Source organism: Streptomyces sp. NPDC001544 (genome assembly GCF_042894285.1).
Taxonomy (GTDB): Bacteria; Actinomycetota; Actinomycetes; order Streptomycetales; family Streptomycetaceae; genus Streptomyces.
Map to the genome: position 1 here is coordinate 13,464 of NZ_JBIAVN010000003.1, position 24,014 is coordinate 37,477.

23 protein-coding genes are annotated in these 24,014 nt (G+C 70.7%); 8 read left to right on the forward strand and 15 right to left on the reverse strand.

What is annotated here, in order from left to right; genetic code table 11:
* The first annotated feature begins 151 nt into the window (after positions 1-151).
* The 3 genes from ACFY0F_RS09880 to ACFY0F_RS09890 all read left to right on the forward strand — a co-directional run bounded on the left by ACFY0F_RS09880 (position 152) and on the right by ACFY0F_RS09890 (position 2,396).
* On the forward strand, positions 152-325 hold the full coding sequence (locus tag ACFY0F_RS09880) for a hypothetical protein (protein ID WP_388791393.1): 174 nt from the start codon (positions 152-154) through the stop codon (positions 323-325).
* 107 nt (positions 326-432) lie between these two features.
* Positions 433-1,452, forward strand: coding sequence for an NlpC/P60 family protein (locus ACFY0F_RS09885; RefSeq protein ID WP_388791395.1), 1,020 nt, complete (start codon positions 433-435; stop codon positions 1,450-1,452).
* Between the two features lie 233 nt (positions 1,453-1,685).
* Positions 1,686-2,396 carry a phosphatase PAP2 family protein gene (locus tag ACFY0F_RS09890; protein ID WP_388791397.1) on the forward strand — a complete coding sequence of 237 codons (711 nt, stop codon included), beginning with the start codon at positions 1,686-1,688 and terminating at the stop codon, positions 2,394-2,396.
* A gap of 19 nt (positions 2,397-2,415) precedes the next feature.
* Here ACFY0F_RS09890 and ACFY0F_RS09895 read toward each other — a convergent pair whose 3' ends face one another.
* On the reverse strand, positions 2,416-4,011 hold the full coding sequence (locus ACFY0F_RS09895) for an FAD-dependent oxidoreductase (RefSeq protein ID WP_388791399.1): 1,596 nt from the start codon (positions 4,009-4,011) through the stop codon (positions 2,416-2,418).
* A gap of 295 nt (positions 4,012-4,306) precedes the next feature.
* Here ACFY0F_RS09895 and pstS point away from each other — a divergent pair, with 295 nt between their 5' ends.
* The 4 genes from pstS (at position 4,307) to pstB (ending at position 8,436) form a co-directional block, all read left to right on the forward strand.
* Positions 4,307-5,434: a phosphate ABC transporter substrate-binding protein PstS gene (pstS, locus tag ACFY0F_RS09900; RefSeq protein ID WP_388791401.1), complete on the forward strand. Its 1,128-nt coding sequence runs from the start codon at positions 4,307-4,309 to the stop codon at positions 5,432-5,434.
* 129 nt (positions 5,435-5,563) lie between these two features.
* A complete protein-coding gene (gene pstC / locus ACFY0F_RS09905) occupies positions 5,564-6,571 on the forward strand; it encodes a phosphate ABC transporter permease subunit PstC (protein ID WP_388791403.1) in 1,008 nt (335 codons plus the stop codon).
* Positions 6,568-7,623, forward strand: coding sequence for a phosphate ABC transporter permease PstA (gene pstA, locus ACFY0F_RS09910; protein ID WP_388791405.1), 1,056 nt, complete (start codon positions 6,568-6,570; stop codon positions 7,621-7,623). The genes pstC and pstA overlap by 4 nt, the downstream gene beginning before the upstream one ends.
* A 36-nt stretch (positions 7,624-7,659) precedes the next feature.
* Entirely contained in the window at positions 7,660-8,436 is a 777-nt protein-coding gene (pstB, locus tag ACFY0F_RS09915) for a phosphate ABC transporter ATP-binding protein PstB (RefSeq protein WP_388791407.1), read from the forward strand.
* A gap of 558 nt (positions 8,437-8,994) precedes the next feature.
* Here pstB and ACFY0F_RS09920 read toward each other — a convergent pair.
* Positions 8,995-9,993 (reverse strand): anion permease, encoded by a 999-nt coding sequence (locus tag ACFY0F_RS09920; RefSeq protein WP_388791409.1) that lies wholly within the window; start codon positions 9,991-9,993, stop codon positions 8,995-8,997.
* A gap of 7 nt (positions 9,994-10,000) precedes the next feature.
* On the reverse strand, positions 10,001-10,621 hold the full coding sequence (locus tag ACFY0F_RS09925) for a DUF47 domain-containing protein (RefSeq protein ID WP_055490603.1): 621 nt from the start codon (positions 10,619-10,621) through the stop codon (positions 10,001-10,003).
* Positions 10,622-10,827: 206 nt separating this feature from the next.
* On the opposite strand from ACFY0F_RS09925, the gene ACFY0F_RS09930 reads away from it, so the two are divergent.
* The gene (locus ACFY0F_RS09930) at positions 10,828-11,163 is read left to right on the forward strand and encodes a metal-sensitive transcriptional regulator (RefSeq protein ID WP_388791411.1); all 336 of its coding nucleotides are present in this window, start codon (positions 10,828-10,830) and stop codon (positions 11,161-11,163) included.
* Positions 11,164-11,179: 16 nt separating this feature from the next.
* Here the strand turns inward: ACFY0F_RS09930 and ACFY0F_RS09935 are convergent, their stop codons facing one another.
* From ACFY0F_RS09935 to ACFY0F_RS09990, 12 genes are all read right to left on the reverse strand, one after another.
* The gene (locus ACFY0F_RS09935) at positions 11,180-11,356 is read right to left on the reverse strand and encodes a hypothetical protein (RefSeq protein ID WP_388791413.1); all 177 of its coding nucleotides are present in this window, start codon (positions 11,354-11,356) and stop codon (positions 11,180-11,182) included.
* A 98-nt stretch (positions 11,357-11,454) separates the two neighbouring features.
* The gene (locus tag ACFY0F_RS09940) at positions 11,455-12,339 is read right to left on the reverse strand and encodes a hypothetical protein (protein WP_388791415.1); all 885 of its coding nucleotides are present in this window, start codon (positions 12,337-12,339) and stop codon (positions 11,455-11,457) included.
* Positions 12,340-12,701: 362 nt separating this feature from the next.
* The gene (locus tag ACFY0F_RS09945) at positions 12,702-13,121 is read right to left on the reverse strand and encodes an NUDIX hydrolase (protein WP_388791417.1); all 420 of its coding nucleotides are present in this window, start codon (positions 13,119-13,121) and stop codon (positions 12,702-12,704) included.
* A gap of 55 nt (positions 13,122-13,176) precedes the next feature.
* The gene (locus tag ACFY0F_RS09950) at positions 13,177-14,277 is read right to left on the reverse strand and encodes a CHAD domain-containing protein (RefSeq protein WP_388791419.1); all 1,101 of its coding nucleotides are present in this window, start codon (positions 14,275-14,277) and stop codon (positions 13,177-13,179) included.
* Positions 14,258-16,612, reverse strand: a complete 2,355-nt coding sequence (locus ACFY0F_RS09955; protein WP_388791421.1) for an RNA degradosome polyphosphate kinase — start codon at positions 16,610-16,612, stop codon at positions 14,258-14,260. The genes ACFY0F_RS09950 and ACFY0F_RS09955 overlap by 20 nt, the downstream gene beginning before the upstream one ends.
* A gap of 176 nt (positions 16,613-16,788) precedes the next feature.
* Entirely contained in the window at positions 16,789-17,646 is an 858-nt protein-coding gene (locus ACFY0F_RS09960) for a hypothetical protein (protein ID WP_388791423.1), read from the reverse strand.
* The gene (locus ACFY0F_RS09965) at positions 17,643-18,686 is read right to left on the reverse strand and encodes an ABC transporter permease (RefSeq protein WP_388791424.1); all 1,044 of its coding nucleotides are present in this window, start codon (positions 18,684-18,686) and stop codon (positions 17,643-17,645) included. The genes ACFY0F_RS09960 and ACFY0F_RS09965 overlap by 4 nt, the downstream gene beginning before the upstream one ends.
* Entirely contained in the window at positions 18,683-19,573 is an 891-nt protein-coding gene (locus tag ACFY0F_RS09970; protein ID WP_388791426.1) for an ABC transporter ATP-binding protein, read from the reverse strand. Before ACFY0F_RS09970 ends, ACFY0F_RS09965 begins: the two co-directional genes overlap by 4 nt.
* A complete protein-coding gene (locus ACFY0F_RS09975; protein WP_388792385.1) occupies positions 19,570-19,956 on the reverse strand; it encodes a GntR family transcriptional regulator in 387 nt (128 codons plus the stop codon). Before ACFY0F_RS09975 ends, ACFY0F_RS09970 begins: the two co-directional genes overlap by 4 nt.
* 90 nt (positions 19,957-20,046) lie before the next feature.
* Positions 20,047-20,973: a mycothiol synthase gene (mshD, locus tag ACFY0F_RS09980; RefSeq protein ID WP_388791428.1), complete on the reverse strand. Its 927-nt coding sequence runs from the start codon at positions 20,971-20,973 to the stop codon at positions 20,047-20,049.
* Between the two features lie 54 nt (positions 20,974-21,027).
* Positions 21,028-21,744: a PH domain-containing protein gene (locus ACFY0F_RS09985; protein WP_388791430.1), complete on the reverse strand. Its 717-nt coding sequence runs from the start codon at positions 21,742-21,744 to the stop codon at positions 21,028-21,030.
* Positions 21,745-21,823: 79 nt separating this feature from the next.
* Complete coding sequence (locus tag ACFY0F_RS09990; RefSeq protein ID WP_388791432.1) at positions 21,824-23,881, reverse strand: pectinesterase family protein; 2,058 nt, start codon at positions 23,879-23,881, stop codon at positions 21,824-21,826.
* Between the last annotated feature and the right edge of the window lie 133 nt (positions 23,882-24,014).

A 24,014-nucleotide genomic window follows, 5' to 3' on the forward strand; every position in this document is an offset into this window, starting at 1 on the left:
CGCCCCGCCACCTGCCCAGCATGCACCTGGCCCCCGGCGGCTGAACTTGGTCGGGCGGTCATATGACTGACGCCGCGTCCGTGACTGCCGCGGAACAGTGGAGTCGCTCCGAGAGCAGCAATGTCGGAACCACACCACGAGGGTTGTCGCCATGAAGAAACTGCCGGGCAAGCTGGGGAAGACGGCCGGAGTCCTGGGCCTCGCCGTGGCCGCTGTGACCGCCGTGTCGGCCGCCCCGGCCGCGGCGAGCGCCTCCGCCACGGCCGACCACCGGGTCCGGTCCCCTCGGGCCCCGGTCCCCCCGGCCCGGCTTCCCGCCCACTGATGCGCGGTCAGATCAGCGGTTACCCTGACGGATCGGTGGTGTGAATACGCCGAAATGCTGGCTGAGTCGGTCGGCGCGTGGCGAAAGCGGACTTGAAGCGGGCGCGGATGGGGGAGGGTTGGGCCGTGCGGAGAGTTTGGGTGGTCGGTGGGGTCGCGGTCGGGCTCGGGCTGAGCTTCGTCATGCTGCTCGTGGTCGGGGTGTACGTCGTCGCCGGGAACCTCGCGGGCGGGGCCGGCGGCGGGGCCGTCGCCCTCGCCAAGGGGGCCGTGCCCGCCGCGTACCAGACGCTCGTACAGAAGTGGGGCAATCTCTGTCCCGCCCTCAACCCCGCGCTGCTCGGTGCGCAGTTGTACCAGGAGAGCGGATTCAACCCGGACGCCAGGAGTCCGGCGAAGGCGGAGGGGATCGCGCAGTTCATCCCGGGGACGTGGGCCACGCACGGTGTCGACGGTGACGGCGACGGGGACCGGGACGTGTGGGACCCGAATGACGCGATTCCATCGGCCGCTTCGTACGACTGCCAGCTCGCCTCGTACGTGAAGACCGTCCCGGGGAACATCACGGAGAACATGCTCGCCGCCTACAACGCGGGCGCGGACGCGGTGATCAGATACCGGGGCGTGCCGCCGTACGGGGAGACGCAGAACTACGTGAAGACGATCACCACCCTGGAGAAGAGTTTCGCCGCCCCGGTCACCCGTGTGGACCCCAGCCAGCAGGCCGCCGGAGCCATCGAGTTCGCGCAGAAGAAGCTCGGCACGCCCTATCTCTGGGGCGGGAACGGTACCGCTGACCAGGGCGGACGGTTCGACTGCTCGGGGCTGACCAAGGCCGCGTACGAAACCGTGGGGATCACTCTTCCGCGGGTCGCCAACGACCAGTACAACGCGGGACCGCACCCCAAGCGGGACGAACTGCTGCCGGGGGATCTGGTGTTCTTCTCCGACGATCTCACCGACTCCCGGGCCATCCGGCACGTGGGGATCTACGTGGGCGGCGGGTACATGATCGACGCGCCGAGGACGGGTGCCGTGATCCGGTTCGACCCGATCGACACCCCCGACTACTTCGGGGCCACCCGGGTAACCGAGGATGGCGCGAAAGCACTCCCCACCAAGGTGTGAGCTGAGCGTGAACCCGCCCCCTGAGCTGCGGCGATGAGTCTCTCTTCGATAACGTCTGCGTGATCTTTCGGTGGAGAGTGGAACGTTGGGACAGGGGACGTGCGTTCCTGTTGACGTAGCCGAGCGGACGTCAGTGCGTCAGTGCAGCGGAAGCGGATCTACGAAACCACGGGGGTGGGTAGGAGCGGCGCACGCGAGGTGCGCCCGGAGAACGACGAAGGGGCCGCAGCACCATGGCTGTACTCGCCGATTCCGGATCTAACCCCGACGTCGATCTGCTGTACGACATCAACGGACTGGCGAAGGACGCGCCCGGGTGGTTCGACCGGGTGATGGAGTTCGTGGGTGAGTACGGGCTGCTGCTCGCCATGGTGCTCGTCGTGGTGTGGTGCTGGTGGTCGGTGCGGCGGCGGGCCCGGAGCGGGGACGAGGCGGCCGGCGCGGTCGCCGCGCTCGTGTGGGCGCCGTTGGCCGCCGGTGTCGCCGTACTGGTGAACGTGCCCATTCGCGGGTTCGTGGAGCGGCCCCGGCCCTTCGTCGATCATCAGGGTCTGGATGTGCTCGTCTCCGGGAAGAACGACTACTCGTTCGTGAGTGATCACGCGACCCTGACCATGGCGGTGGCGGTCGGCCTGTTCGTCGCCGACCGGAGGTTCGGGCTCCTCGGGATCGGGCTGGCGCTGTTCGAGGGCTTCTGCCGGGTGTACATGGGGGTGCACTACCCGACCGACGTGATCGGCGGGTTCGCGCTCGGGACCGCGGTGGCGCTGCTGCTGTCTCCGGTGGCGATGGCCCTGCTCACGCCGGTGATGAAGGCCGTCGAGCGGTCGCCCCGGGTGGGGTGGGTCGTTCGGCGGCGGTCGGCGGACGGTGTGACCGGCGACGCACTGGTTCCCGGCGCGCGGAAGTCCATGGCCTCGGAGGAGCGGGACCTCGCTGCCTGACCGCAGCCCCGCCGCCCGACTACACCCCCTGCGGGTAGCTGAAGAACCTCTCCGGGTCGTAGGTCTTCTTCACCTGCGCCAGCTTCGTCGCCGCGTCCCCGTAGTACGCCTTCCGCCAGTTCGTCAGCGTCGGGTCGGTGTAGTTCTGGTAGGCCGCGCCGGAGGCGTACGGCTTCATGGCGTTGTGCGCCGACGTCAGCCAGGACTGGGCCGTCGTGCCGGAGGCCCCCGCGCCCCAGGAGGCGATGTACTGGGCCAGCATGCGGGAGCGGCGGTGGACGAAGGCCGTGGCGGTCGGGGAGACCCGGTTGACCGCGCCGCCTAGTGCGGTGAGCGCGATGCTGCCCGCGCCGCCGCGCACCGACTTCACCTGGGCCAGCAGGGTCTGGATCCCGGCCGCCGAGAGGGAGCGGTCGAAGAAGTCCGAACGGGCGGCGTAGGTTTCGCGGCCCAGCGCGCCCTGCGGGGAGCGTCCCGGGGTCGAGCCGGGGAGGTGGCACTGGGCGGAGGCGGAGAAGGAGGAGCAGCCGGCGTAGATCTCCATGGCCTCCTCGTAGCCGCGGCGGTGGAGCGAGACGCTGCTCGCGTTCGCGCCCACCTTGTCCGCGAGGCGGTCCACCGCGTTCTTCAGCTCGCCGTAGGTGCCCAGGGAGAAGGCGGCCACGGAGATGGTGGGGGTGTGTCCCGGGGTGTTCGCCAGGTGCAGGGACGACCAGATCTCGTCGGGCTGGGTCGGGCCCCACTCCTGCCAGGCCTTGACCACCGCGGCGGCCTTCGCCCAGGGCCAGGTCAAGTAGCCGGTGACGGCCTGGGGGGCGGGGTGGGTCTTGAAGTGGAGCTCCGTCACGACGCCGAAGTTGCCGTTGCCGGCGCCGCGCAGGGCCCAGAAGAGGTCCTTGTTCGTCGTCGCGTTCGCCGTGAGCTGCTTGCCGTCCGCGGTGATCAGGGTCGCCTGGGTGAGGCTGTCGCAGGTCAGGCCGTACGCGCGGGAGACGACCCCGTGGCCGCCGCCGAGGACGAGGCCGGAGACGCCGACGGTGGGGCAGGAACCGGCGGGGATCGTGACGCCCTTGGCGGCGAGGGCGCGGTACACGTCGATCAGCTTGGAGCCGGCGCCGACCACCGCCTCCTGGCCGCTGACCCGGACCCGGTTCAGCTGGGAGACGTCGACTATGAGGCGGCCGTCGCCGGAGGACCAACCCGCGTAGGAGTGGCCGCCGTTGCGTATCGCCACGCGTATGCCGTGGGCGCGGGCGTAGACAAGCGTCGTCCGGATGTCGTCGGCGTGGGCGACGTAGGCGACCGCGGACGGTTTCAGGCCGTCGAAGCGGGTGTTGTACAGCTGGTGGGCGGTCTTCCAGGACGCGTCGCCGGGGCGGACCAGGGTGCCGTCGAGGTCGCGGGCGAGGCCGGCCCAGTCGGCGGCGGCCGCAGCGTTGGTGGTCTTGATGGGCGTACGCGAGGATGTGGCCGTAAGAGCCTTGGTCAACGGGTCCGAGGTGGTCGCCGTGTTCGTCGCGGATCCCGCGGAAGCGCCGCCGATCCCCCTGCATCCAGCCACCGCGGCCGCAGCGATCGCGGCCGTGCCGCCTGTGATGAACGTACGCCGTTCCATGCCCGTCCCCTTCGTCGGCTCCCGTGGAACGAGACGGAAGCCGAGGGCCAAAGGTTCCACCGTACGTAACTCGGCAGTCGGAACCTCCACGTGCCCTCCCCGTAAGCGTTCCGTGACCTCACCGGGCCGACGGCAGGGGTTCACCCTCCGTTCACTTCCGGCCATCGGCCGCTTCACCTGTTCTGCCTAATTTCGGCCGTACCAGGTGCTGAGTGCGGCCTTCGCGGCGTGCTCGGGCACTACAACGACTTCGCACGCCGCCGACGGTGGCGGCTCCTGGAAGGAACTCCCGAAAGTGAAGCTTCAGCGCAAGAACCGGCTTCGCGCCCTTTCCCTCGGTGCTGTCGCCGTCTCCGGCGCCCTGGCCCTGACGGCGTGCGGCTCCGACGACACGGGTACGAAGGCGGGCGGCGGTTCTTCGTCGACGGCGAACGCCAGCTCCATCAAGTGCGACGGCGCCAAGGGACAGCTGCTCGCCGACGGCTCCTCCGCGCAGAAGAACGCGATCGACGCCTGGGTGAAGAACTTCTCCCAGGCCTGCCACGTGCAGATCAACTACAAGGGCGGCGGCTCCGGCGCCGGCGTCACCGCGTTCACGCAGGGTCAGGTCGCCTTCGCCGGTTCCGACTCCGCGCTGAAGCCCGAAGAGGTCAAGGCCTCCAAGAGTGTCTGCAAGGGCGGCCAGGGCATCGACCTGCCGATGGTCGGCGGTCCGATCGCCATCGGTTACAACGTCCCGGGTGTGGACAACCTCGTCCTGGACGCGCCGACCCTCGCCAAGATCTTCGACAGCAAGATCAAGAAGTGGAACGACCCGGCGATCGCCGCCCTGAACAAGGGCGTCAAGCTGCCCGACCTGAAGATCCAGGCGTTCCACCGCTCGGACGAGTCCGGCACCACGGACAACTTCACCAAGTACCTGAAGGCCACCACCCCCGACAACTGGAAGTACTCCGGCGGCAAGGCCTGGCAGGCCCAGGGCGGCCAGTCCGCCCCGCAGTCCGCGGGTGTGGCCCAGCAGGTGAAGCAGACCTCCGGCGCCATCGGCTACTTCGAGCTGTCCTACGTCACGGACGGCATGAAGGCCGTCGCCATCAACACCGGCGCCAGCAAGCCGGTCGCGCCGAGCACCGAGAGCGCCACCGCCGACATCGCCGCCGCGAAGGTCGTCGGCCAGGGCAAGGACCTGTCGCTGCAGCTCGACTACAAGACCAAGGCCGAGGGCGCCTACCCGATCACCCTGGTCACCTACGAGATCGTCTGCGACAAGGGCAACAAGGCGGACACCCTGCCCGCCACCAAGGGCTTCCTGCGCTACATCGCCAGCGAGGACGGCCAGAAGATCCTGTCCGGCATCAACTACGCGCCGGTCCCCGACGCGATCATCTCCAAGGTCCGCACCACCATCGAGGGCCTGAGCTGACCCGAGTGCGGCCCGGCTCCCCCGCGGGGCCGGGCCGCACCTTCCGGTGCACCGCCGCCAGGAGCCGCGTCCCGCATACGGCTCCACCGAGCCGCCCGACGCAGGTGGCTCCGCAGACCGGAGAACCCGATGGACATATCCACGAAGACAACCGACGCACCTCCCCCCGTCCCCGAACCGACCGTGGCCGAGCAGAAGCGGAACGCCCGTGGCGCGACCCGCCCCGGTGACCGCATCTTCCTCGGCCTTTCCCGCGGTTCGGGCATCCTGCTGCTGGTGGTCATGGCCGCGATCGCGGTCTTCCTCACCTACCGCGCCGCCCTCGCGATCAGCAAGGACCACGGCAACTTCCTGACCACCTTCGACTGGAACACCGGCGCCCAGCCGCCGGTCTTCGGCATCGCGGTGCTGGCCTTCGGCACGATCGTCTCCTCGATCATCGCCATGGCCCTCGCGGTCCCGGTCGCGGTCGCCATCGCGCTCTTCATCACGCACTACGCCCCGCGCAGGCTGGCCGGCCCCGTCGCGTACGTGATCGACCTGCTCGCCGCCGTGCCGTCCATCGTGTACGGCCTGTGGGGCGCGCTCGTCCTCGTACCGCACATGACCGGCCTGTTCGGCTGGCTGGACCACTACTTCGGCTGGACCGGCATCTTCTCCTGGGACGGCGGCCCCGCCCGCTCGATGCTCACCGTCGGCGTCCTGCTCGCGATCATGATCCTGCCGATCATCACCAACGTCAGCCGCGAGGTCTTCCGGCAGGCCCCGCAGATGCACCAGGAGGCCGCGCTGGCCCTCGGCGCCACGCGCTGGGAGGTCATCCGCATGTCGGTGCTGCCCTTCGGCCGCTCCGGTGTGATCTCCGCCTCGATGCTCGGCCTCGGCCGCGCGCTCGGCGAGACGATGGCCGTCGCCACCGTGCTCTCCCCGACCTTCGACATCCAGGCCAGCCTGCTGAACCCGGGCGGCGGCACCTTCGCCCAGAACATCGCCAGCAAGTTCAGCGAGGCGACCGAGTACGGGCGTGACGCGCTGATCGCCTCCGGCCTGGTCCTGTTCGTCATCACCCTGCTGGTCAACGGCGCGGCCCGCATGATCATCGCCCGCCGCAAGGAGTACTCGGGGGCCAACGCATGAGCACCGCCAGCATCGCCGACAAGCGCCCCAGCACGCTGCGCGGCGCCAGCCTCCCGAAGTGGTCGCCATGGGCCATCGCCGCCGGGTCCCTCGTCGTCGCGGTCGGCATCGGCCTCGCCGCCGGCCTGGACAGCAAGATCCAGTGGGGTCTGATCGCCGCGATCCTGTTCATCCTCGGCACGTTCGGCATCGCCGCCCGCGTCGAGGGCCGCCGCCAGGCCAAGGACCGCGTCGCGACCTCCCTCGTCTGGGTCGCCTTCCTGCTCGCCGTCATTCCGCTGGCCTCCCTGATCTGGGTGACCATCGCCCGCGGCGTGAAGGTCCTCGACGTCTACTTCCTGACCCACTCCATGGGCGTCGTCGCCGACTCCGAGCCGGGCGGCGGAATCTACGCCGCCATCATCGGCAGCCTGGAGCAGGTCGGCCTCGCCACCCTGATCGGCGCGCCGATCGGCATCCTCACCGCCATCTACCTGGTGGAGTACGGACGCGGCAGGCTCGCCCAGGCCGTCACGTTCTTCGTCGACGTGATGACCGGCATCCCCTCGATCGTCGCGGGCCTGTTCATCCTCAGCCTGATGCTGATCTTCAAGATGGAGCCGTTCGGCTTCGCCGGCTCGCTGGCCCTGGCCATCCTGATGATGCCGGTCGTGGTCCGCTCCACCGAGGAGATGCTCAAGCTCGTCCCGAACGAGCTGCGCGAGGCGTCGCTGGCGCTCGGTGTGCCGAAGTGGCGCACCATCCTGAAGGTGGTCGTGCCGACCTCGATCGGCGGCATCATCACCGGCGTCATGCTCGCCATCGCCCGTATCGCGGGTGAGACCGCGCCGGTGCTGCTGCTGGTGTTCGGCAACCCGTTCATCAACAACGACCCCTTCGAGGGCGCGCAGGCGTCGCTGCCGCTGTACATCTACCAGCAGTACGCCGCGGGCTCCGACCCGGCGCACGCCCGCGCGTGGGCGGCGTCCCTCACGCTGATCGCCTTCGTGATGATCCTCAACATGGTGGCCCGGGGCATCGCCCGCTGGAAGGCCCCCAAGACCGGTCGCTGACCGCGGCCTCAGCGACTGACTGGAAGTGAAGTAGTTATGTCCAAGCGAATCGACGTGAGCGGACTCACCGCCTACTACGGCTCCCACAAGGCGATCGAGGACATCTCGATGACGGTCGAGCCGCGCACGGTGACGGCGTTCATCGGGCCGTCCGGCTGCGGCAAGTCGACGTTCCTGCGCACGCTGAACCGTATGCACGAGGTCACCTCGGGCGGACGGGTCGAGGGCAAGGTGATGCTCGACGACGAGGACCTGTACGGGGCCGGGATCGACCCGGTGTCGGTGCGGCGCGAGGTCGGCATGGTGTTCCAGCGGCCGAACCCGTTCCCCACGATGTCGATCTTCGACAACGTGGCGGCGGGGCTGCGGCTCAACGGGAACTACAAGAAGAGCGAGCTCGGGGAGATCGTCGAGAAGTCGCTCAAGGGCGCGAACCTGTGGAACGAGGTCAAGGACCGGCTGAACAAGCCGGGTTCGGGGTTGTCCGGTGGTCAGCAGCAGCGGCTGTGCATAGCGCGGGCGATCGCGGTGGAGCCGAAGGTGCTGCTCATGGACGAGCCGTGCTCGGCGCTGGACCCGATCTCCACGCTGGCGATCGAGGACCTGATCGGTGAGCTGAAGGAGCGGTTCACGATCGTCATCGTGACGCACAACATGCAGCAGGCCGCGCGTGTGTCCGACCGTACGGCGTTCTTCAACCTCGCGGCGGTGGGGCAGCCCGGGAAGCTGATCGAGATCGACGACACGGAGCGGATCTTCTCCAACCCGTCGGTTCAGGCCACGGAGGACTACATCTCCGGGCGTTTCGGCTGAGCCGATGGCTCGATGACCCCTCGCGGTGCTGCATGGCGGTGCCACCGTGAGGATGCAAGGGCCCGCCCCTGGCTCCCGGGGGCGGGCCCATCGCCGTCCGGCGGTTCGGTTGTGGGCGGTGCGGTGGCCGTCCGGCGGTTCGGTTGTGGGCGGTGCGGTGGCCGCCGTGGCCGGGGCTCCGCCCCAGACCCCGCCAGGGGCTGCGCCCCTGGACCCCGGGGTTTCCCACCCACCCACCCGTGACAGTGGGTCAAGAAGTCCCCCACCCTGGGGCTCCGCCCCAGACCCCGGCGGGGACTGCGTCCCCTGCACCCCTGCGGGCTGCGCCCGGGGCTCCGGCGGTTGTGCGCCCCTTGCGCCCCTGCGGGTTTCGCCCGGGCGCCGTCGGGAGCTGAGTCCCCTGCGCCCTTGCGGGTTTCGCCCGGGCGCCGTCGGGAGCTGAGTCCCCTGCGCCCTTGCGGGCTTCGCCCGGGCGCCGGCGGGAGCTGGGTCCGCTGTCCCCCTGCGGGCTCCGGAGGGGACTGCGTCCCCTCCCCCCGGCAGGCAAGCGCGCCCCGGTTACAGGAACGCCAGCTTCACGACTCCGTAGGCCGCGGCGGCGACCAGGGCTGCTGCGGGCATGGTGATGAACCAGCCGAGGACGATGTTCTTGGCTACGCCCCAGCGGACGGCGTTGACGCGCTTGGTGGCGCCGACGCCCATGATCGCGGAGGTGATCACGTGGGTCGTGGAGATCGGCGCCTTGAAGATGAACGCGGTGACGAACATGATCGACGCGCCGGTGGTCTCGGCGGCGAAGCCCTGGGGCGGGTCGAGTTCGATGATCTTCCGGCCGAGGGTGCGCATGATGCGCCAGCCGCCGGCGTAGGTGCCGAGGGAGAGCATCACCGCGCACACCAGCTTCACCCAGACGGGGATGGGGTCCGCGAAGGTCTGGTGGCCGGCGATGACCAGGGCCAGCACGACCACGCCCATGGTCTTCTGGGCGTCCTGGAGGCCGTGGCCGAGGGCCATGCCGGCCGCCGAGACCGTCTGCGCTATGCGGAAGCCGCGCTTGGCCTTGTGGGGGTTCGAGCGGCGGAACAGCCAGAGGATCACGGTCATCACCAGGTAACCGACGATCAGGCCCACCACCGGGGACAGGAACATCGGGGTGATGATCTTGTCGAGCACGCCGTTCCAGTGGACCGCCGTGCCGCCCGCGAGCGCCGCGCCGACCATGCCGCCGAACAGGGCGTGGGAGGACGACGAGGGCAGGCCGAAGTACCAGGTGACCAGGTTCCAGACGATGGCGCCGACCAGCGCCGCGAAGAGGATGGCCATGCCCGAGGAGCCGGTGGGCGTCTCGATCAGGCCTTCGCTGACGGTCTTGGCGACTCCGGAGCCGAGGAAGGCACCGGCCAGGTTCATCACCGCGGCCATGGCGAGAGCCGCCCGCGGGGTCAGGGCCCGGGTCGACACCGACGTCGCGATGGCGTTCGCCGAGTCGTGGAATCCGTTCGTGTACGTGAAGAAGAGCGCGACCAGGACGGTCGCGATCAGAGCGAAGGTGTCCATGGACGGGTCAGGACTCCTTGACGGCGATGGTCTCCACCGTGTTCGCCACGTGCTCGAACGCGTCCGCCGCTTCCTCCAGCACGTCCACGATCTGCTTGAGCTTCAGCACCTCGATCGCGTCGTACTTGCCGTTGAAGAGGTGTGCAAGAAGCTTTCTGTGGATCTGGTCCGCCTGGTTCTCCAGGCGGTTGACCTCGATCCAGTACTCGGTGAGGTTCTCCATGGTGCGGAGGTTCGGCATCGCCTCCGCCGTCAGCTCCGCCGCCCGCGCCAGGACCTCGATCTGCTGCTCGACACCCTTTGGCAGTTCCTCGACGTTGTAGAGGACGACCAGGTCGACGGCCTCCTCCATGAAGTCCATGATGTCGTCGAGGGACGAGGCGAGGGAGTAGATGTCCTCGCGGTCGAACGGTGTGATGAACGAGGAGTTCAACTGGTGGAAGATCGCGTGCGTGGCGTCGTCACCTGCATGTTCCGCGGCCCGCATACGCTCTGCGATCTCGGCCCGGGCGGATGCGTCCGCCCCGAGCAGTTCCATCAGGAGTTTCGAGCCGGTGACGATGTTGTCCGCGGAGGCGGCGAACATGTCGTAGAAGCTCGTCTCCCTGGGGGTCAGACGAAAGCGCACTTGGGGTCCTCGGGGTGCTTCGGTTTCGGTCAGGGTGATGCTAGGCGCATCATCCGGCCACGGCTAATGGGCCGTCCCCCAGTGTCACCCATCAGTCAAACCGATCATCAGGGGGGCGTACCAAGACCCCTCTACCCACCGAAATTGGGTACCATATACCCACCAGGGGTATCTGTCCGAAGCTCTGCTTTGACTGGAGGGGCGCGATGACGACGACCGAGGCCGGTGCCACGGCGCCCTCCGACACGGGCGGCGGCACCACCCACGGATATCACAAGCAGAAGAACGAGCACCTCAAGCGGCTGCGCCGGATCGAGGGCCAGATCCGCGGCCTGCAGCGCATGGTCGACGAGGACACCTACTGCATCGACATACTCACGCAGGTGTCCGCCTCCACCAAGGCCCTGCAGTCCTTCGCGCTCCAGTTGCTGGAGGAGCACCTGCGCCACTGCGTCGCGGACGCGGCCGTGAAGGGCGGGTCGGAGATCGACGCCAAGGTGGAGGAGGCCACCCGGGCGATCGGCCGCCTGCTGCGCACCTGAGGGACGATCCCGCAGGTCAGCCGTCGGCCGGGGTCCTTTCCTCGGCCACGCGCAGCACCTGGTCGATGCTCTCCAGGCTGAGCCGTTCGTCGGCGGCCGACGCCGCGATGATCAGCTCTCCGCACAGTTCGATCTCGGCGAGGGCCACGTGGTCCTGAACTGCCGTACCGCCGACCGGAGCCACGTGCGTCACCTCTTCTCTGCCGTTACCGACTTCCTAGAGTAGGCAGGGCTCTACACACGGCGCATGGCACGGACGGGCTAGTTCACGGGCAGCCGCTCTGACTAGTGCTACCGTCCGCTGTTCCGTTCCTCGGATGGCTGGTTTTCGGCGATCCGGCCCGCGTAGATGTCCTTCGACGGCGGCAGCCGGACGTCCGCCGGGGTCCCGAAGCCGTACAGCAGTGTGGTCGAGGCCACGGCCACGGTGCCCCTCTGCCGGCCGTTGACGAACGAGAAGCTCTGCCGGATCTTGCGGATGCGGCCCTCGTCGTCGAGATAGGCGTCGAACGGGACCTCGGCCGTGGCGAACCCTTTCGCCGCCGCCGCCAGCGCCTCCCGGTTGCCCGCCGAGGCGCTGCGCGCCGCACGGGCCAGGTCGGCGGTGCCGCGGAAGTGCCGCACCCCGACCCCGCCGAGTTCGCTCCGCCCCACGTACCGCGCCGTCCGTGTCCCGCGCAGCAGCTCCGCGGCGGCGTACGGGTCGGTCGCCCCGCCCGTGACCAGATTGCCGTCGGAGAGGGTCGCGATGTCCACCCGGACCCATTTGTCCGGGGGCACCCCGGCGCCGCGGTTCTTCATGAACAGGGCGCCGGGGGCGAGGAGTTCGGTGATCGGACGGTGCTCGGCGTTCCCCGCCGGGTCCTGCGGCAGCCGCACGGTCAGTCTGCCGAGCTGTCTGCGGTAGTCGTAGACGCCCTTGCCGCGGATGGTGACGCGGGTGCCGCCGGTGGCCATCTCCATCGACGTGGCGGCCCGGGAACTGCCCGCCGCGCGCAGTGTTCCGGCGGCGCGGTGCAGCGTGGTGACCGGGTCGCCCGCGCCGCGCGCGTCCTCCGCGGCGGCCCCGCTGAAGGAACAGCCCGTGGCGCCGAGGCCCACACCGGCGGCGATCCCCACCGCGAGTCCCACCATGCCGGCCGTGCCGCCCGCCCGCCTGTGCTGCCGCCGATCCATCGCCTGCCTACCCCCAGCCGGTACGTCCCTCACGCGCCCCCTGTCGATCCGGTTAACGACGAGTAGGGGGCGGCCGTCACGCGTGCTCCCGGCACGTGCGGCCAGAGCTCGGCAAGGGACGGACGAGTCGTTCACCCCCCTGTGGGTAACGTTGTCAGAGTGGCGCAGCAGGACGGCCCGGAGCGGGTCCGGCAGGGACAGGAACACTCCACGACGACGAGTGAACAGGGCCGCTTCTGCGTGGCCCGCTGCACATGCGGCTGGCGCGGCCCCGCCCGCCGGGCCCGTAGTCAGGCGAGAGCGGACGCGGAGGGGCACGCGGGCTGCTGAGGGGCTGTGCGGTCCACTGAGGGGCGTGCGGGTCACACGGGGGAGTCGCAGACCAGTTCGTCGACGAGGTCCCGGTCCCGGGGCTGGGTGAGGCGGTCACGGGCGGCGGCGGGGGTCAGCCAGAGGATGCGGTCCACCTCGTCGTTCGGGGTGAAGCCGCCCGCGACGGCCTCGGCCGCCCAGTAACGGACCTCCTTGGGCCGTCCGGCCGCGTAGTAGCAGACCGTGGACAGCTCGGTGCCGGGCTCGCAGGTGTACCCGGTCTCCTCCGCCACCTCCCGCACGGCGCCCGTCAGTGCCTCCTCGCCGCGCTTGAGCTTGCCCTTGGGGTGGGACCAGTCGTCGTACTTCGGCCGGTGGACGAGGCAGACCTCCAGCCGGCCGTCCACGGGTGAGCGGCGCCACAGTACGCAGCCCGCCGCCTGTACGGGGGTGTCCCTCGGGGTCGTCACCGGTGCTGCACCGCCTCGGGTAGAAGATCGAAGGCCGGGTCGAAGGGCGAAGGGGTCAGGGGGTGTTGACCGTCCGCTTCTGCCAGCACTGCTGGAACGCGAACCGCGCCGCCTCGACCTCGTGGCGCTGGTCGGCGTGGAGCACACCGAGGGCGTACGCCGTCGCCGGGGCGATGCGCGGGGTGCGGGCCGCCTGTGCCGCCGCCGCGGCGGCCTCCGAGGCGTCCCGGTGCCGGTTGAGGGACTGGCCGGCCGTCAGCAGCCGCATGTCGACGGGGGTGTTCGGGCCGTGCAGCACCTCTCGGGCGTAGCGGTGCAGGCGCAGCAGCAGGCGGACCTGGTGCCACGGGCCGTCCTGGGGGTGGGGGGACGGGTCCGGGGACAGGCCGTGGACGAGGGCCTCCGCGTTGTACGGGTGGCCCGCGGTGACCAGGGGGAGTGCGGAGATCGCGTCGGTGAGACGTTCCTCCGCGGCGGCGGCCAGAGGGCGCAGGTCGGTGGTGGCGGCGGAAGTGGTGAGGGGGACCTCGCTGGCCAGTAAGGCGACCTTGTCGGCGACGGCGTGGAAGCGGGAGGAGCCCAGGGCCTGCAGGGCGGTGGAGTGGGCGCGGGTCCTCGCGAGGGTGAGCTGGCGGTCGAGCAGCGCACCCGCCTTCGCCGCACCCACGGTCAGGTTGCCGCGTTCCACCGGCAGTTGGGCGGACGTCATCCCGTCGGCGCGGCCGCCCACCGCCGCGCCGACCACCTGGGCGGACACCGCCGTCGACCCCGACAGCCGGTGCAGCGCCAGCAACAGCCGCTCCAGCCGGGCCTCGTAGGCGTGCTCCAGCCCCAAGGTCCCCGACAGCCAGGCCAGTTCCGGGCGGATCTCCTCCGACCAGGCGGTGTCGAGCAGGGGGCGGAAGGTGTGCAGGCTGCCGCTGATGCGGCGGGCCGAGCGGCGCAGGGCGCGCGCCGCGTCGACGGACGCCTCCGCGCCGCCCGCCTCCCCCGCCCTGGACTTCGCCCGATGGGGGGGACCGCCGTCCCCGGTCTCCCGGTGCAGCCGCAGCGCGCGGAGGAACTCCGTGGCCTGGGCGCGCAGGTAGCCCGCGAGGGCGTCCCCGTTCGTCACCCGGGCCGTGGGGTCCGTCGGGTCAAGGTGTTGCTGTGCCACGCCGGCGCCTCCGGGCGTCTATGAGCATCTCCTGGACGTTGCGCAGGGGCTGGCCGTCCCCGTCGACCGCGTGTCGCGTCCACTCGCCGTCCGGGCCCAGGTGCCAGGAGGCGGTGGTGTCGGACATGCCGGTGTCGAGCATCCGGTTGAGGGATGCCCGGTGGGCCGGGTCGGTGACCCGGACGAGGGCCTCTATCCGGCGGTCGAGGTTGCGGTGCATCATGTCGGCGCTGCCGATCCACACCTCGGGCTCGCCGCCGTTGCCGAAGGCGAAGACGCGGGAGTGCTCGAGGAAGCGGCCGAGGATGGAGCGGACGCGGATGTTCTCCGACAGGCCGGGGACGCCGGGGCGCACCGCGCAGATGCCGCGGACCCAGATGTCGACCGGTACGCCCGCCTGGGACGCGCGGTAGCAGGCGTCGATGATCGCCTCGTCCACCATCGAGTTGACCTTGATGCGGACGAACGCGGGACGTCCGGCACGGTGGTGCAGGACCTCCTTGTTGATCCGCGCGACCAGGCCGTCACGCAGGGACTTCGGGGCCACCAGCAGACGGCGGTAGGTCTCCCGGCGCGAGTAGCCGGAGAGGCGGTTGAACAGGTCGGACAGGTCCGCGCCGACCTGCGGGTCGGCGGTGAGCAGGCCGAGGTCCTCGTACAGACGGGCCGTCTTCGGGTGGTAGTTGCCGGTGCCGACGTGGCTGTAGCGCCGGAGGGTGTCGCCCTCCTGGCGCACCACCAGGGACAGCTTGCAGTGGGTCTTCAGGCCGACGAGGCCGTACACGACGTGACAGCCGGCCTCCTCCAGCTTGCGCGCCCACTTGATGTTGGCGTGCTCGTCGAAGCGGGCCTTGATCTCGACCAGGACGAGGACCTGCTTGCCGGACTCGGCGGCGTCGATGAGCGCGTCGACTATCGGGGAGTCGCCGGAGGTCCGGTACAGGGTCTGCTTGATGGCGAGGACGTCCGGGTCGGCCGCCGCCTGCTCCAGGAAGGCCTGCACGGAGGTGGAGAAGCTGTCGTACGGGTGGTGCAGCAGCACGTCCCGGCTGCGCAGCGCCGCGAATATGTCCGGCGGCGAGGCGGACTCCACCTCCGCCAGGTCCCGGTGGGTGCCCGCGACGAACTTCCGGTACTTCAGCTCGGGCCGGTCGAGGCCGGCGATGCGGAAGAGGCCGGTGAGGTCGAGGGGACCGGGCAGCGGGTACACCTCGGCCTCGGTGATCTTCAGCTCGCGCACGAGCAGGTCGAGGACCTCGCGGTCGATGTTCTCCTCGACCTCCAGGCGCACCGGCGGGCCGAAGCGGCGCCGCATGAGCTCCTTCTCCAGGGCCTGGAGCAGGTTCTCGGCGTCGTCCTCCTCGACTTCCAGGTCCTCGTTGCGGGTGACCCGGAAGGTGTGGTGCTCCAGCACCTCCATGCCCGGGAACAGCTCCTCGAGGTGGGCGGCGATGACGTCCTCGAGGGGGACGTACCGGCCCGGGGAGCACTCCAGGAAGCGGGACAGCAGCGGCGGCACCTTGACGCGCGCGAAGTGCGGCGTGCCGGTGACGGGGTTGCGTACCCGCACGGCCAGGTTCAGGGACAGGCCGGAGATGTACGGGAAGGGGTGCGCCGGGTCGACGGCGAGGGGGGTGAGGACGGGGAAGATCTGGTGCCGGAAGAGCGTGAAGAGGCGTGCCTGCTCCTTCTCGGTCAGCTCGGCCCAGCGCACCAGGTGGATGCCCTCCTCCGCGAGGGCGGGGGCGACGTCCTCGTGGTAGCAGGCGGCGTGCCGGGCCATGAGCTCGCGGGAGCGGGCCCAGATCATCTCCAGTACCTCGCGGGGCTGGAGACCGGAGGCGGAGCGGGTGGCGACGCCCGTCGCGATACGGCGCTTCAGGCCGGCCACCCGGACCATGAAGAACTCGTCCAGGTTGCTGGCGAAGATCGCCAGGAAGTTCGCCCGCTCCAGCAGGGGCGTGTCGGGGTCCTCGGCGAGCTCCAGGACCCGCTCGTTGAACGCGAGCCAGCTGCGCTCCCGGTCGAGGAAACGACCCTGCGGCAGCTGTACCCCGTCGACTTGCGATTCCTCGTACGCGTCGAGATCGGCATCGATGTCGGGTTCCAGGTCGGAGACGACGGCGGCCACCGTGTGCGGGCGGTGCGCGGCGATGGAGCCCACGGAGGGCTGCGCGTGCTGGACCTGTGCCTGGGTGTCTGGCTGGCTCATGACCCCATTGTTCCGCGCCACGAGCGAAACGGGCGCGTCGGAACGTGCGGGTGGGAGCTTCACGGCCCCGTTCCCCGCGGACCCCTCGGGGGGTGGCGAAGGCTCTGGCACGGCGGGCTTCATTGGCTGAGCGTCGCAAGGTCGTCTGAATCGATGGTTACGGCGACATGACGTGCGGGATATCGGGGGGCGGCTCCCGGGCGTCCGTGGCGCCGGGAGGGCGGTGAAAGTGACGGTCCCGTACGCCTTTCCCCCCGTGGAAAGGCGTACGGGACCGTCGGTCCGCGGTGGCCCGGCTCTCAGGCGGTGCGCCGGCGCAGCACCGTGCAGGCCGCCGTGGTCGCGGTGGCCGCCAGGGTGAGGACGATGCCGGTCTCCACCAGGTGGAGGGGCCAGTAATGGGACTCGGGCTGATAGACGGCGAAGTAGCCGTCGGCGTTCCGCCCCCAGTCCACCTGCCAGGCGCCGCTGGGCCAGTGGGGCCGCTTCGGTGCCGTGCGGGTCACCGCCGGCCACAGGTCGGTGCGGTGGCGTTCCAGCACGAAGCCGAGCAGCCACATGACGGCGAAGGCGGTGCCGAGGGCGGCGAGGGTGCGGCGCAGCAGCACCGCGGCGAGCGCGCCGACCGCGAGGGCGCACAGGCCGTAGGCCACCATGAGCGGGCCCCGGGCCACGAACGCCGCCGGCAGGGTCCAGTCGTCGCCCGTCAGGTCGTGGTTGGCATCCCAGCCCCAGCGGTACACGCTCACCAGCACCGCGCCGCCGGCCACCACCGCCAGCGCGGGCACCGCGAGCTTGGCGGTCAGCCAGCGGGCCGGGGTGACGCCCTGCGTCCAGGCCAGCTCGGCGGTGCCGGACTCCATCTCGCGCCCGACCAGCGAACCGCCCGCGAAGGCGGCGACGGCCAGGAAGCTGTAGCAGATCAGCGCGCCGATCCAGCCGACCGGTTTGCTGTAGGCGAGGGAGGCCAGGGGGTCGGCGCACATACCGAGGCGGACGCAGCCGTGTTCCGCCCTGCGGACGTCGACCGCGGTCACCTCGTTCAGCCAGACCAGCCAGCCGGCCATGCCGACGACGAACGCGGTCCAGGCGAGCAGGGCCCAGCGGTGCAGGCGCAGCACGGTGCGGGGCAGGCCCGTGAGTACGGCGGAACTCATCCGGCGGCTCCCTCGGTGATCGGGTCGGCGGTCCGCAGTGCTCCGGTGAGCCGCCTGAGGACGAGGAACGCGGCCACGGTGAGCAGGACGGCGATGGCCAGCACCACGGCCGAGGTGGTGAGCTGGAGCGGCCAGAAGTGCGAGGAGGGGTGGTAGGTGTTGTAGTAGCCGACCCCGCCGAGCTTTTCGAACAGCCGCCGGCACTCCTCGGACGTGCTCGCGGAGCAGTCGGGCTGGGGGATGTGCCCGCCGGTGGAGGTGACCAGGCCCCAGTCGACCTCGACGCCGTTGTAGAGGTCGCCGTAACCCTCCTTGAAGCTGGTCACACGCGTGACGGCGGGCCACAGGTGCGGCATGAGCCACCAGGCCAGGCCCCAGACGCCCGCGGTGAGGGCCAGGGCGCCGGCCAGCGCGGGCAGGGTACGACGCAGGAGCATGCCCGCGAAGGCGCCGGCGGCCAGGCCGGTCAGGGCGAGGGCGACGACGAGGGGGCCGTTGGCGTGGAAGGTCAAGAGGCCGTGCCAGGCGTCGAGGCTGCTCGTGCGGCTGTGGGCCGTCGCCCAGGCCCGGTGGTGCAGGAGCACCAGCAGGCTCGCTCCGGCGGTGATCGCGGCGGCGGGCAGTGCCAGCTTGGCCGTCAGCCAGCGGGCCGGGGTGACGCCCTGCGTCCAGGCGAGCTGTGCGGTGCCGGACTCCATCTCGCGGCCCGTCAGTGCGCCGCCCGCCCATGCGGCCACCAGGAACGGCAGCGCGACCAGGGCGAGGGTGAGGTAGTCGTACGTGTCGTCGAAGAGCAGAATCGCTTTCTGGTCGTACGCGCAGTGCGCTGATCGGTAGCAGGAGTGCCACTGCCGCCACGCCTCGGCCGCCGCGTCGGTGACCGGTCCGGCGAGCCACAGCAGCAGGGCGGCTCCGACGACCACCAGGGCGGCCCACACGAGCAGCGCCGGGCGGTGCAGGCGCAGCAGCCAGCGGGTCAGGCGCGGGCGGTGCGGCCGTTGCCGCCCGGCTGTCGAAGTGGACGCGGTCATGACACTCATGCGGCGGCCTCCTCGGTCGCCGCGGCGGTGAGGCCGGGGGCGTCGGGGTTGCGCAGGTGGGCGAGGACCAGCTCCTCCAGGGACGGTGTGCCGGCGCTCCAGTCGGCGGGCAGCGGGCCGGTGGGCCGGATCAGGGCGCTGAGCTGGCGGCCGGTGACCCTGGACTCCACGACGGTGTGCGGGGCGAGGTCGGCGGAGTCGGCGGCGGCGCTGACGCGCGTGTGTGCGGCCAGTACGTCGTCGATCCCCCCGGCCAGCCGGATCCGGCCGCCGCCCACCAGCAGCAGGTGGTCGCAGGAGTCCTCCAGCTCGGCCACCACGTGCGAGGACATCACGATCGTGGTGCCGTGCTCGGCGGCCTGCGCCATCAGCCCGCCCATCAGCTCGTGCCGGGCCAGGGGGTCGAGGTCGGCCATCGGTTCGTCGAGGAGCAGCAGTTCCGGCTGCTTGCCGAGGGCCAGGGCGAGCGCGACGCGGGTGCGCTGGCCGCCGGACAGGGAGCGGATCCTCGCCTTCGGGTCGAGGTCTCCGGCGGCGGTCGTCCGCTCGGCGACGGCCGCGTCCCACCGCTCCGGGTTGAGTTCGGCGCCCATGCGGAGCGTTTCGGCGACCGTGAGCTGCGGGTGGAGCGGCTTGTTCTGGGCGACGTAGGCGACGCGGGTGCGTGCCAGGGCCGGGCGCGTCCCGAGGACCGTGATCGTGCCCTCGGTGGGGACGAGCAGCCCGGCGGCCAGGGCGAGGAGCGTGGACTTGCCCGCACCGTTGGGCCCGACGACGGCACACACGCGTCCGGCGGGCAGGACGAAGGTGCAGTCGCGCAGCGCCCAGCCCCCGCGCCGGCCGAAGCGCTTGCCCAGCGCGTCGGCCCTGAGTGCCGAGTTGGTCATGACGGGTCTCCCTGGAAGTGTTTCTCGAGTACGGCAGTGAAGAGTGCGGCCACGTCGTCCCGCTCCAGCCCGGCGTCGCGCGCGCGGGCCGCCCACTCCTCCAGTTCGGTGCGCAGGGGGGAGTCGGCGGGGGCGGCGCCGAGCGAGCGCCGTACGAAGGTGCCGAGCCCCCGCCGGGCCTCCACCAGTCCCTCGCGTTCCAGCTCGCGGTACGCCTTCAGGACGGTGTTCGGGTTGATCGCGGTGGCCTCGACGACCTCCCGTGCCGTGGGCAGCCTGTCTCCCGGCCGCAGCAGCCCCAGGCGCAGGGCCTGTTTCGTCTGCTGGACGATCTGGACGTAGGTGGCCACGCCGCTGTGCCGGTCGATGCGGTACTCGACCACTCGGTCCATCACCCTTTCACTAATTGAGTAGTGAAAGGGTGATGGAAAGAAGGGGCGGCGTCAAGATCGCCGCCCCTTATGAGAGGTGAATCAGGTTTCGGTCCGGTACATCAGGTCCGTCTCGTACGTCGTGAACCCCAGCCGCTCGTACACCGCCACCGCCGCCTTGTTGTCCGCGTCGACGTACAGCATCACCGCCGGCAGCCCCCGCGCCGCCAGATGCCGCAGGCCGACGGTGGTGAGCGCCTTGCCGAGCCCGCCGCCCTGGTTGCCCGGGGCCACGCCGAGGACGTACACCTCGCCCAGACGCTCCTGCTCGTGCACCTTCGTCCAGTGGAAGCCCACGAGTTCGCCCTCGCGCTCGGCGAGGAAGAAGCCCGCCGGGTCGAACCACGGCTGGGCCTTGCGGTCGTCGAGGTCGCGCTGGGTCAGGGAGCCCTGCTCGGGATGGTGGGCGAACGCGGCGGCGTTGACGGCCAGCCAGGCCGCGTCGTCCGCGCCGGAGATGAAGGTGCGTACCGTCACGCCCTCGGGCAGCACCGGATCGGGCAGGTCCAGCCCGGCCAACGGCCGCCGCATCTGGCGCAGTTCACGGAACAGGGTGAGCCCGAGCACCTGGGCCAGGTGACGGGCGGCGGAGTGCCCGCCATGCGCCCACACCCGCAGCCGCTTGCCCGAGGCGGCCAGCAGCGCCGAGCCCAGCGCCCGGCCGTGCCCGTGCCCGCGGTGCGAGGGATGGACGACCAGTTCGGCGGCCGGTGCCTCCACCGGGTCGGTGTCCTCCAGCTGGGCGTAGCCGACGAGTTCGCCGCCGACGAGCAGCAGCAGATGGGAGACGCCTTCGCGGGCGCCTCCCGCCAGTCGCAGGCGCCCCTGCTCGGACACCGGCTGCTGCCCGTCGGTACGGGCGGCCTCGGCGAGCAGGCCCTGCACTGCCTCGGCCTGGTCCTGGGAGAGCGCGGAGTAGGTCTCGATGGAACGGGTCTGTGCGGGCCGTGCGGTGTCGTCGCTGGTCATGCGTACGAGGGTACGGGCGGGGGACGCTGATCGGGCGCTGGTGAGTGCGGTCCCTCACACGCCGCCGGCCGCCCGGGCCGCCGAGCGCCAGTGCAGCACGGCGGCGAGGACGGTGAAGGCGGCGAGCGGAATCCACAGGAACAGCAGCAGGGCAGGCGGTCTGCCCACGCCGAACAGCAGCACGATCCAGGCCACGAGGGCGGCGCCGTAGGCGATGAGGGTCCCGATGACCGTCCGCTCCCACGCCTTGCGACGCCCGGCCCGCCGCCGGATCCGTGCCTCCACCTCGGGCCGCCGCGTCCATGGCGCACCCCGGTACGCCGCGGTGACGGCACGCAGCTCGGCGACCTCGCCGGGCGGGTCCTTCAACTGCCAGTCGTCGATGTGGGGGAGGAGGAAGCGGCGGCCCTGCATGTCGTACAGGTAGGTGAGCCACTTGCGCTGGTACGAGGGCGCGCCGGGGACCGGCTCGGCACGGATGTCGTAGACGTCGGGCCAGGCAAGGGTGCGCCTCGTCAACGCCCGGCGGGCAGTGACCCCGTGCGGACCGACCAGGGTGCGGGCGCGCCACAGGTAGAGCACCGTCCAGCCGACCGCCACGAGGCACACGCCGGTGACGGCCTCCGGAGCCCACTCGGGGAGGAGGTGCACGGAGCGCGCCGCGTGGAGGCAGCCCTTGCCCGCCAGCAGCCCCATGACCGCGGTCGTCCCCCAAGGCACTTTCCTGACCTTGCGGTACTCCCGCTCGGTCCCGCCCTCGTGTTCGGCCACGCACCCCACCCGCCGATCCGTTCCGGACTCTTGTTCGGGGATCTTAGGGCGGGGCCGGTGAGGTGGGGAAACGGTCGCCTCAGGAGGCGGTCGGTGTCCAGCCCTGGAGCCAGTCCGCGACCTCCTGGTCCGCCGCCTGGGCGTCGGTCAGCTGGGGGCGGTCGCTGCTCGCCGCGCCCGAACCCGCGCCGGTGTTCCTGTACTCGGCGAAGCGGTCGTCCTTCCAGGAGAAGCCGCTCATGTCGGTCCACGGGGCGGTCCTGATCGCGGCGCTCAGGGACGTGTTGCGGACCGTGGTCTGCGGGTCGAGGGTGGCGTCGCCGCCCGCGTGCCAGGGACGGCCGAGGTAGAAGCTGCGGTCGGACACGTCACCGCTCACCGTGGAGTCGGCGATCAGGATGCCCTTGCGGCCGGCGGCCGTGCTCGGGGCCGTGACGTAGCCGGCCGAGGTGCCGTTGTAGCGCTTCTTCAGCGTGATGACGGACTTGTCGATCACGGCGGTCGCGCGGCCGAAGATGAAGTCGACGTTGCCGATCACGTAGGAGTTGGCCATGTAGACGCGGCCGAGCTTCTCCTTGGCCGCGGTGTCCACCAGCAGGGTGTCCTGGTCGCCGCTGACGATCACGCCGTCGAGGAACACCTTGTCGGAGGCGGTGCGCAGGGCGACGGCCTGCTGGCTGATGTTCTGGTGCGCGGCCTCGTCGAAGTCGTTGGAGATGGTCAGGTTGCGGGCCTGGAAGTCGTCGGCCTCGACGGCGACGGTGGCGCTGCCCCCGGTGCCGTAGGGGCCGGAGCCGTCCGGCTTCTGCGTACCCGCCGCGTTGTTGTAGACGATCACCGTGTCCTTCCGGCTGCCGCCGGTGCCCTGGATGGTGACGTGCGGCTTGTTCGACGGCACCTTGACCAGCTCGCGGTACGTGCCCGGCTTGACGCTGATCACCACGCGGGAGGCGTTGCCCGCGGGGACGGCGTTCACCGCGGCCTGGACCGTCCGGTACTGGCCGCTGCCGTCCTGGGCGACGGTGAGGGTGGTGGCGGCGGCCCTGGTGGTAGGGGCGGTGGACGTGGTGGTCGCCGTGGTGCCGATGGAACTACGGGGTCCCGCACCGGACTTCAGCAGGGCGGGGACGTCCGCGGCCTTGTCGAGGGTGTAGCCGTAGTACGTCCTCGGATCCCAGGCCGCGCCCGTGCCGCCGCTCTCGTTCCTGCCGCTCGTGCCGGAGAAGACGTTGCCGCGCTGGACCAGGGTGGCCGTACTGTCCCTGATCACGGGGTTGTTCATGCCCTGGAAGCAGGAGTTCTCCAGCAGCATGTTCGTCCTGCCGCGCGCGTAGTCGCCGTAGGAGGACTTGATGGTGGTGCCGGCCTCGTCCTCCAGGTAGTTGTTGTACAGATGCGCGTGCGCCACGTTGTCCGTGGAGGGGTTGCGCTGTTCCGTCTCGCGGATCCAGTTGTGGTGGACCGTGATGTCCGCGGTGACGTTGTCGGTCCAGCCGATGCCGAAGGCCTTGTTGTCCTGGCTGAGCTTGTTCCAGGAGACGGTCAGGTAGGTCGTGTCCTTACGGCTGTCGATCAGCCCGTCGGCCATGTGCCGGATGTCGTTGTGGTCGATCCAGACGTGGTGGGCGCCGTCCATCTGGATGCCGTCGTAGTCGTGCTCCTTGTCGTTCCAGGTGCCCTGGTACGTGTCCCGGATCGTGAGGTTCCGGATGATCACGTTGTGGACGCCCTGGCCGAGGAAGAAGCCGCCGCCGACGATCTGGCCGGCGGTGCCGGCGCCGACGATCGTCTTGTTCGACTGGACCTTGATCTCCTTGCCGACCGGGTCCACGTCGATCGCCGCCGCGACGACGATGACGTACGGCTCGGCGGCCGTCGCGTACTTCTCCAGGTCGGCGAGGGTCCTGACGGTGACGGTCCTGCCGTCGCGGCCGCCGTATGTGCCGTTCTGCCCGAGCGCGTCGACGGAGGCGAAGCCGTCGGCGGTGGCGGTGGCCCAGGCGGGGGCGGCGGTGGTCGCGGCTGCGGCCTGCTGGCTGCCGGTGACTCCGTAGGCGAGGGCGGCGGTGGTCAGCGCGACCGGGACGCCGAGGGTGAGGGCGGCGCGGCCCGCGGGCTTGGAACGGGGGGTGGCCATGGGGCGGCTCCTGATCGGTCGTTCCCTGTGGGGGTTGACCTGGAGTTGCCGCGGGGCGGGAGGAGGTTGCCCCCTTCGCGTGAACGGTGGCCGAGTGGCCTGTATCCGACAGGTCACGTGTAGGTACTTCTAC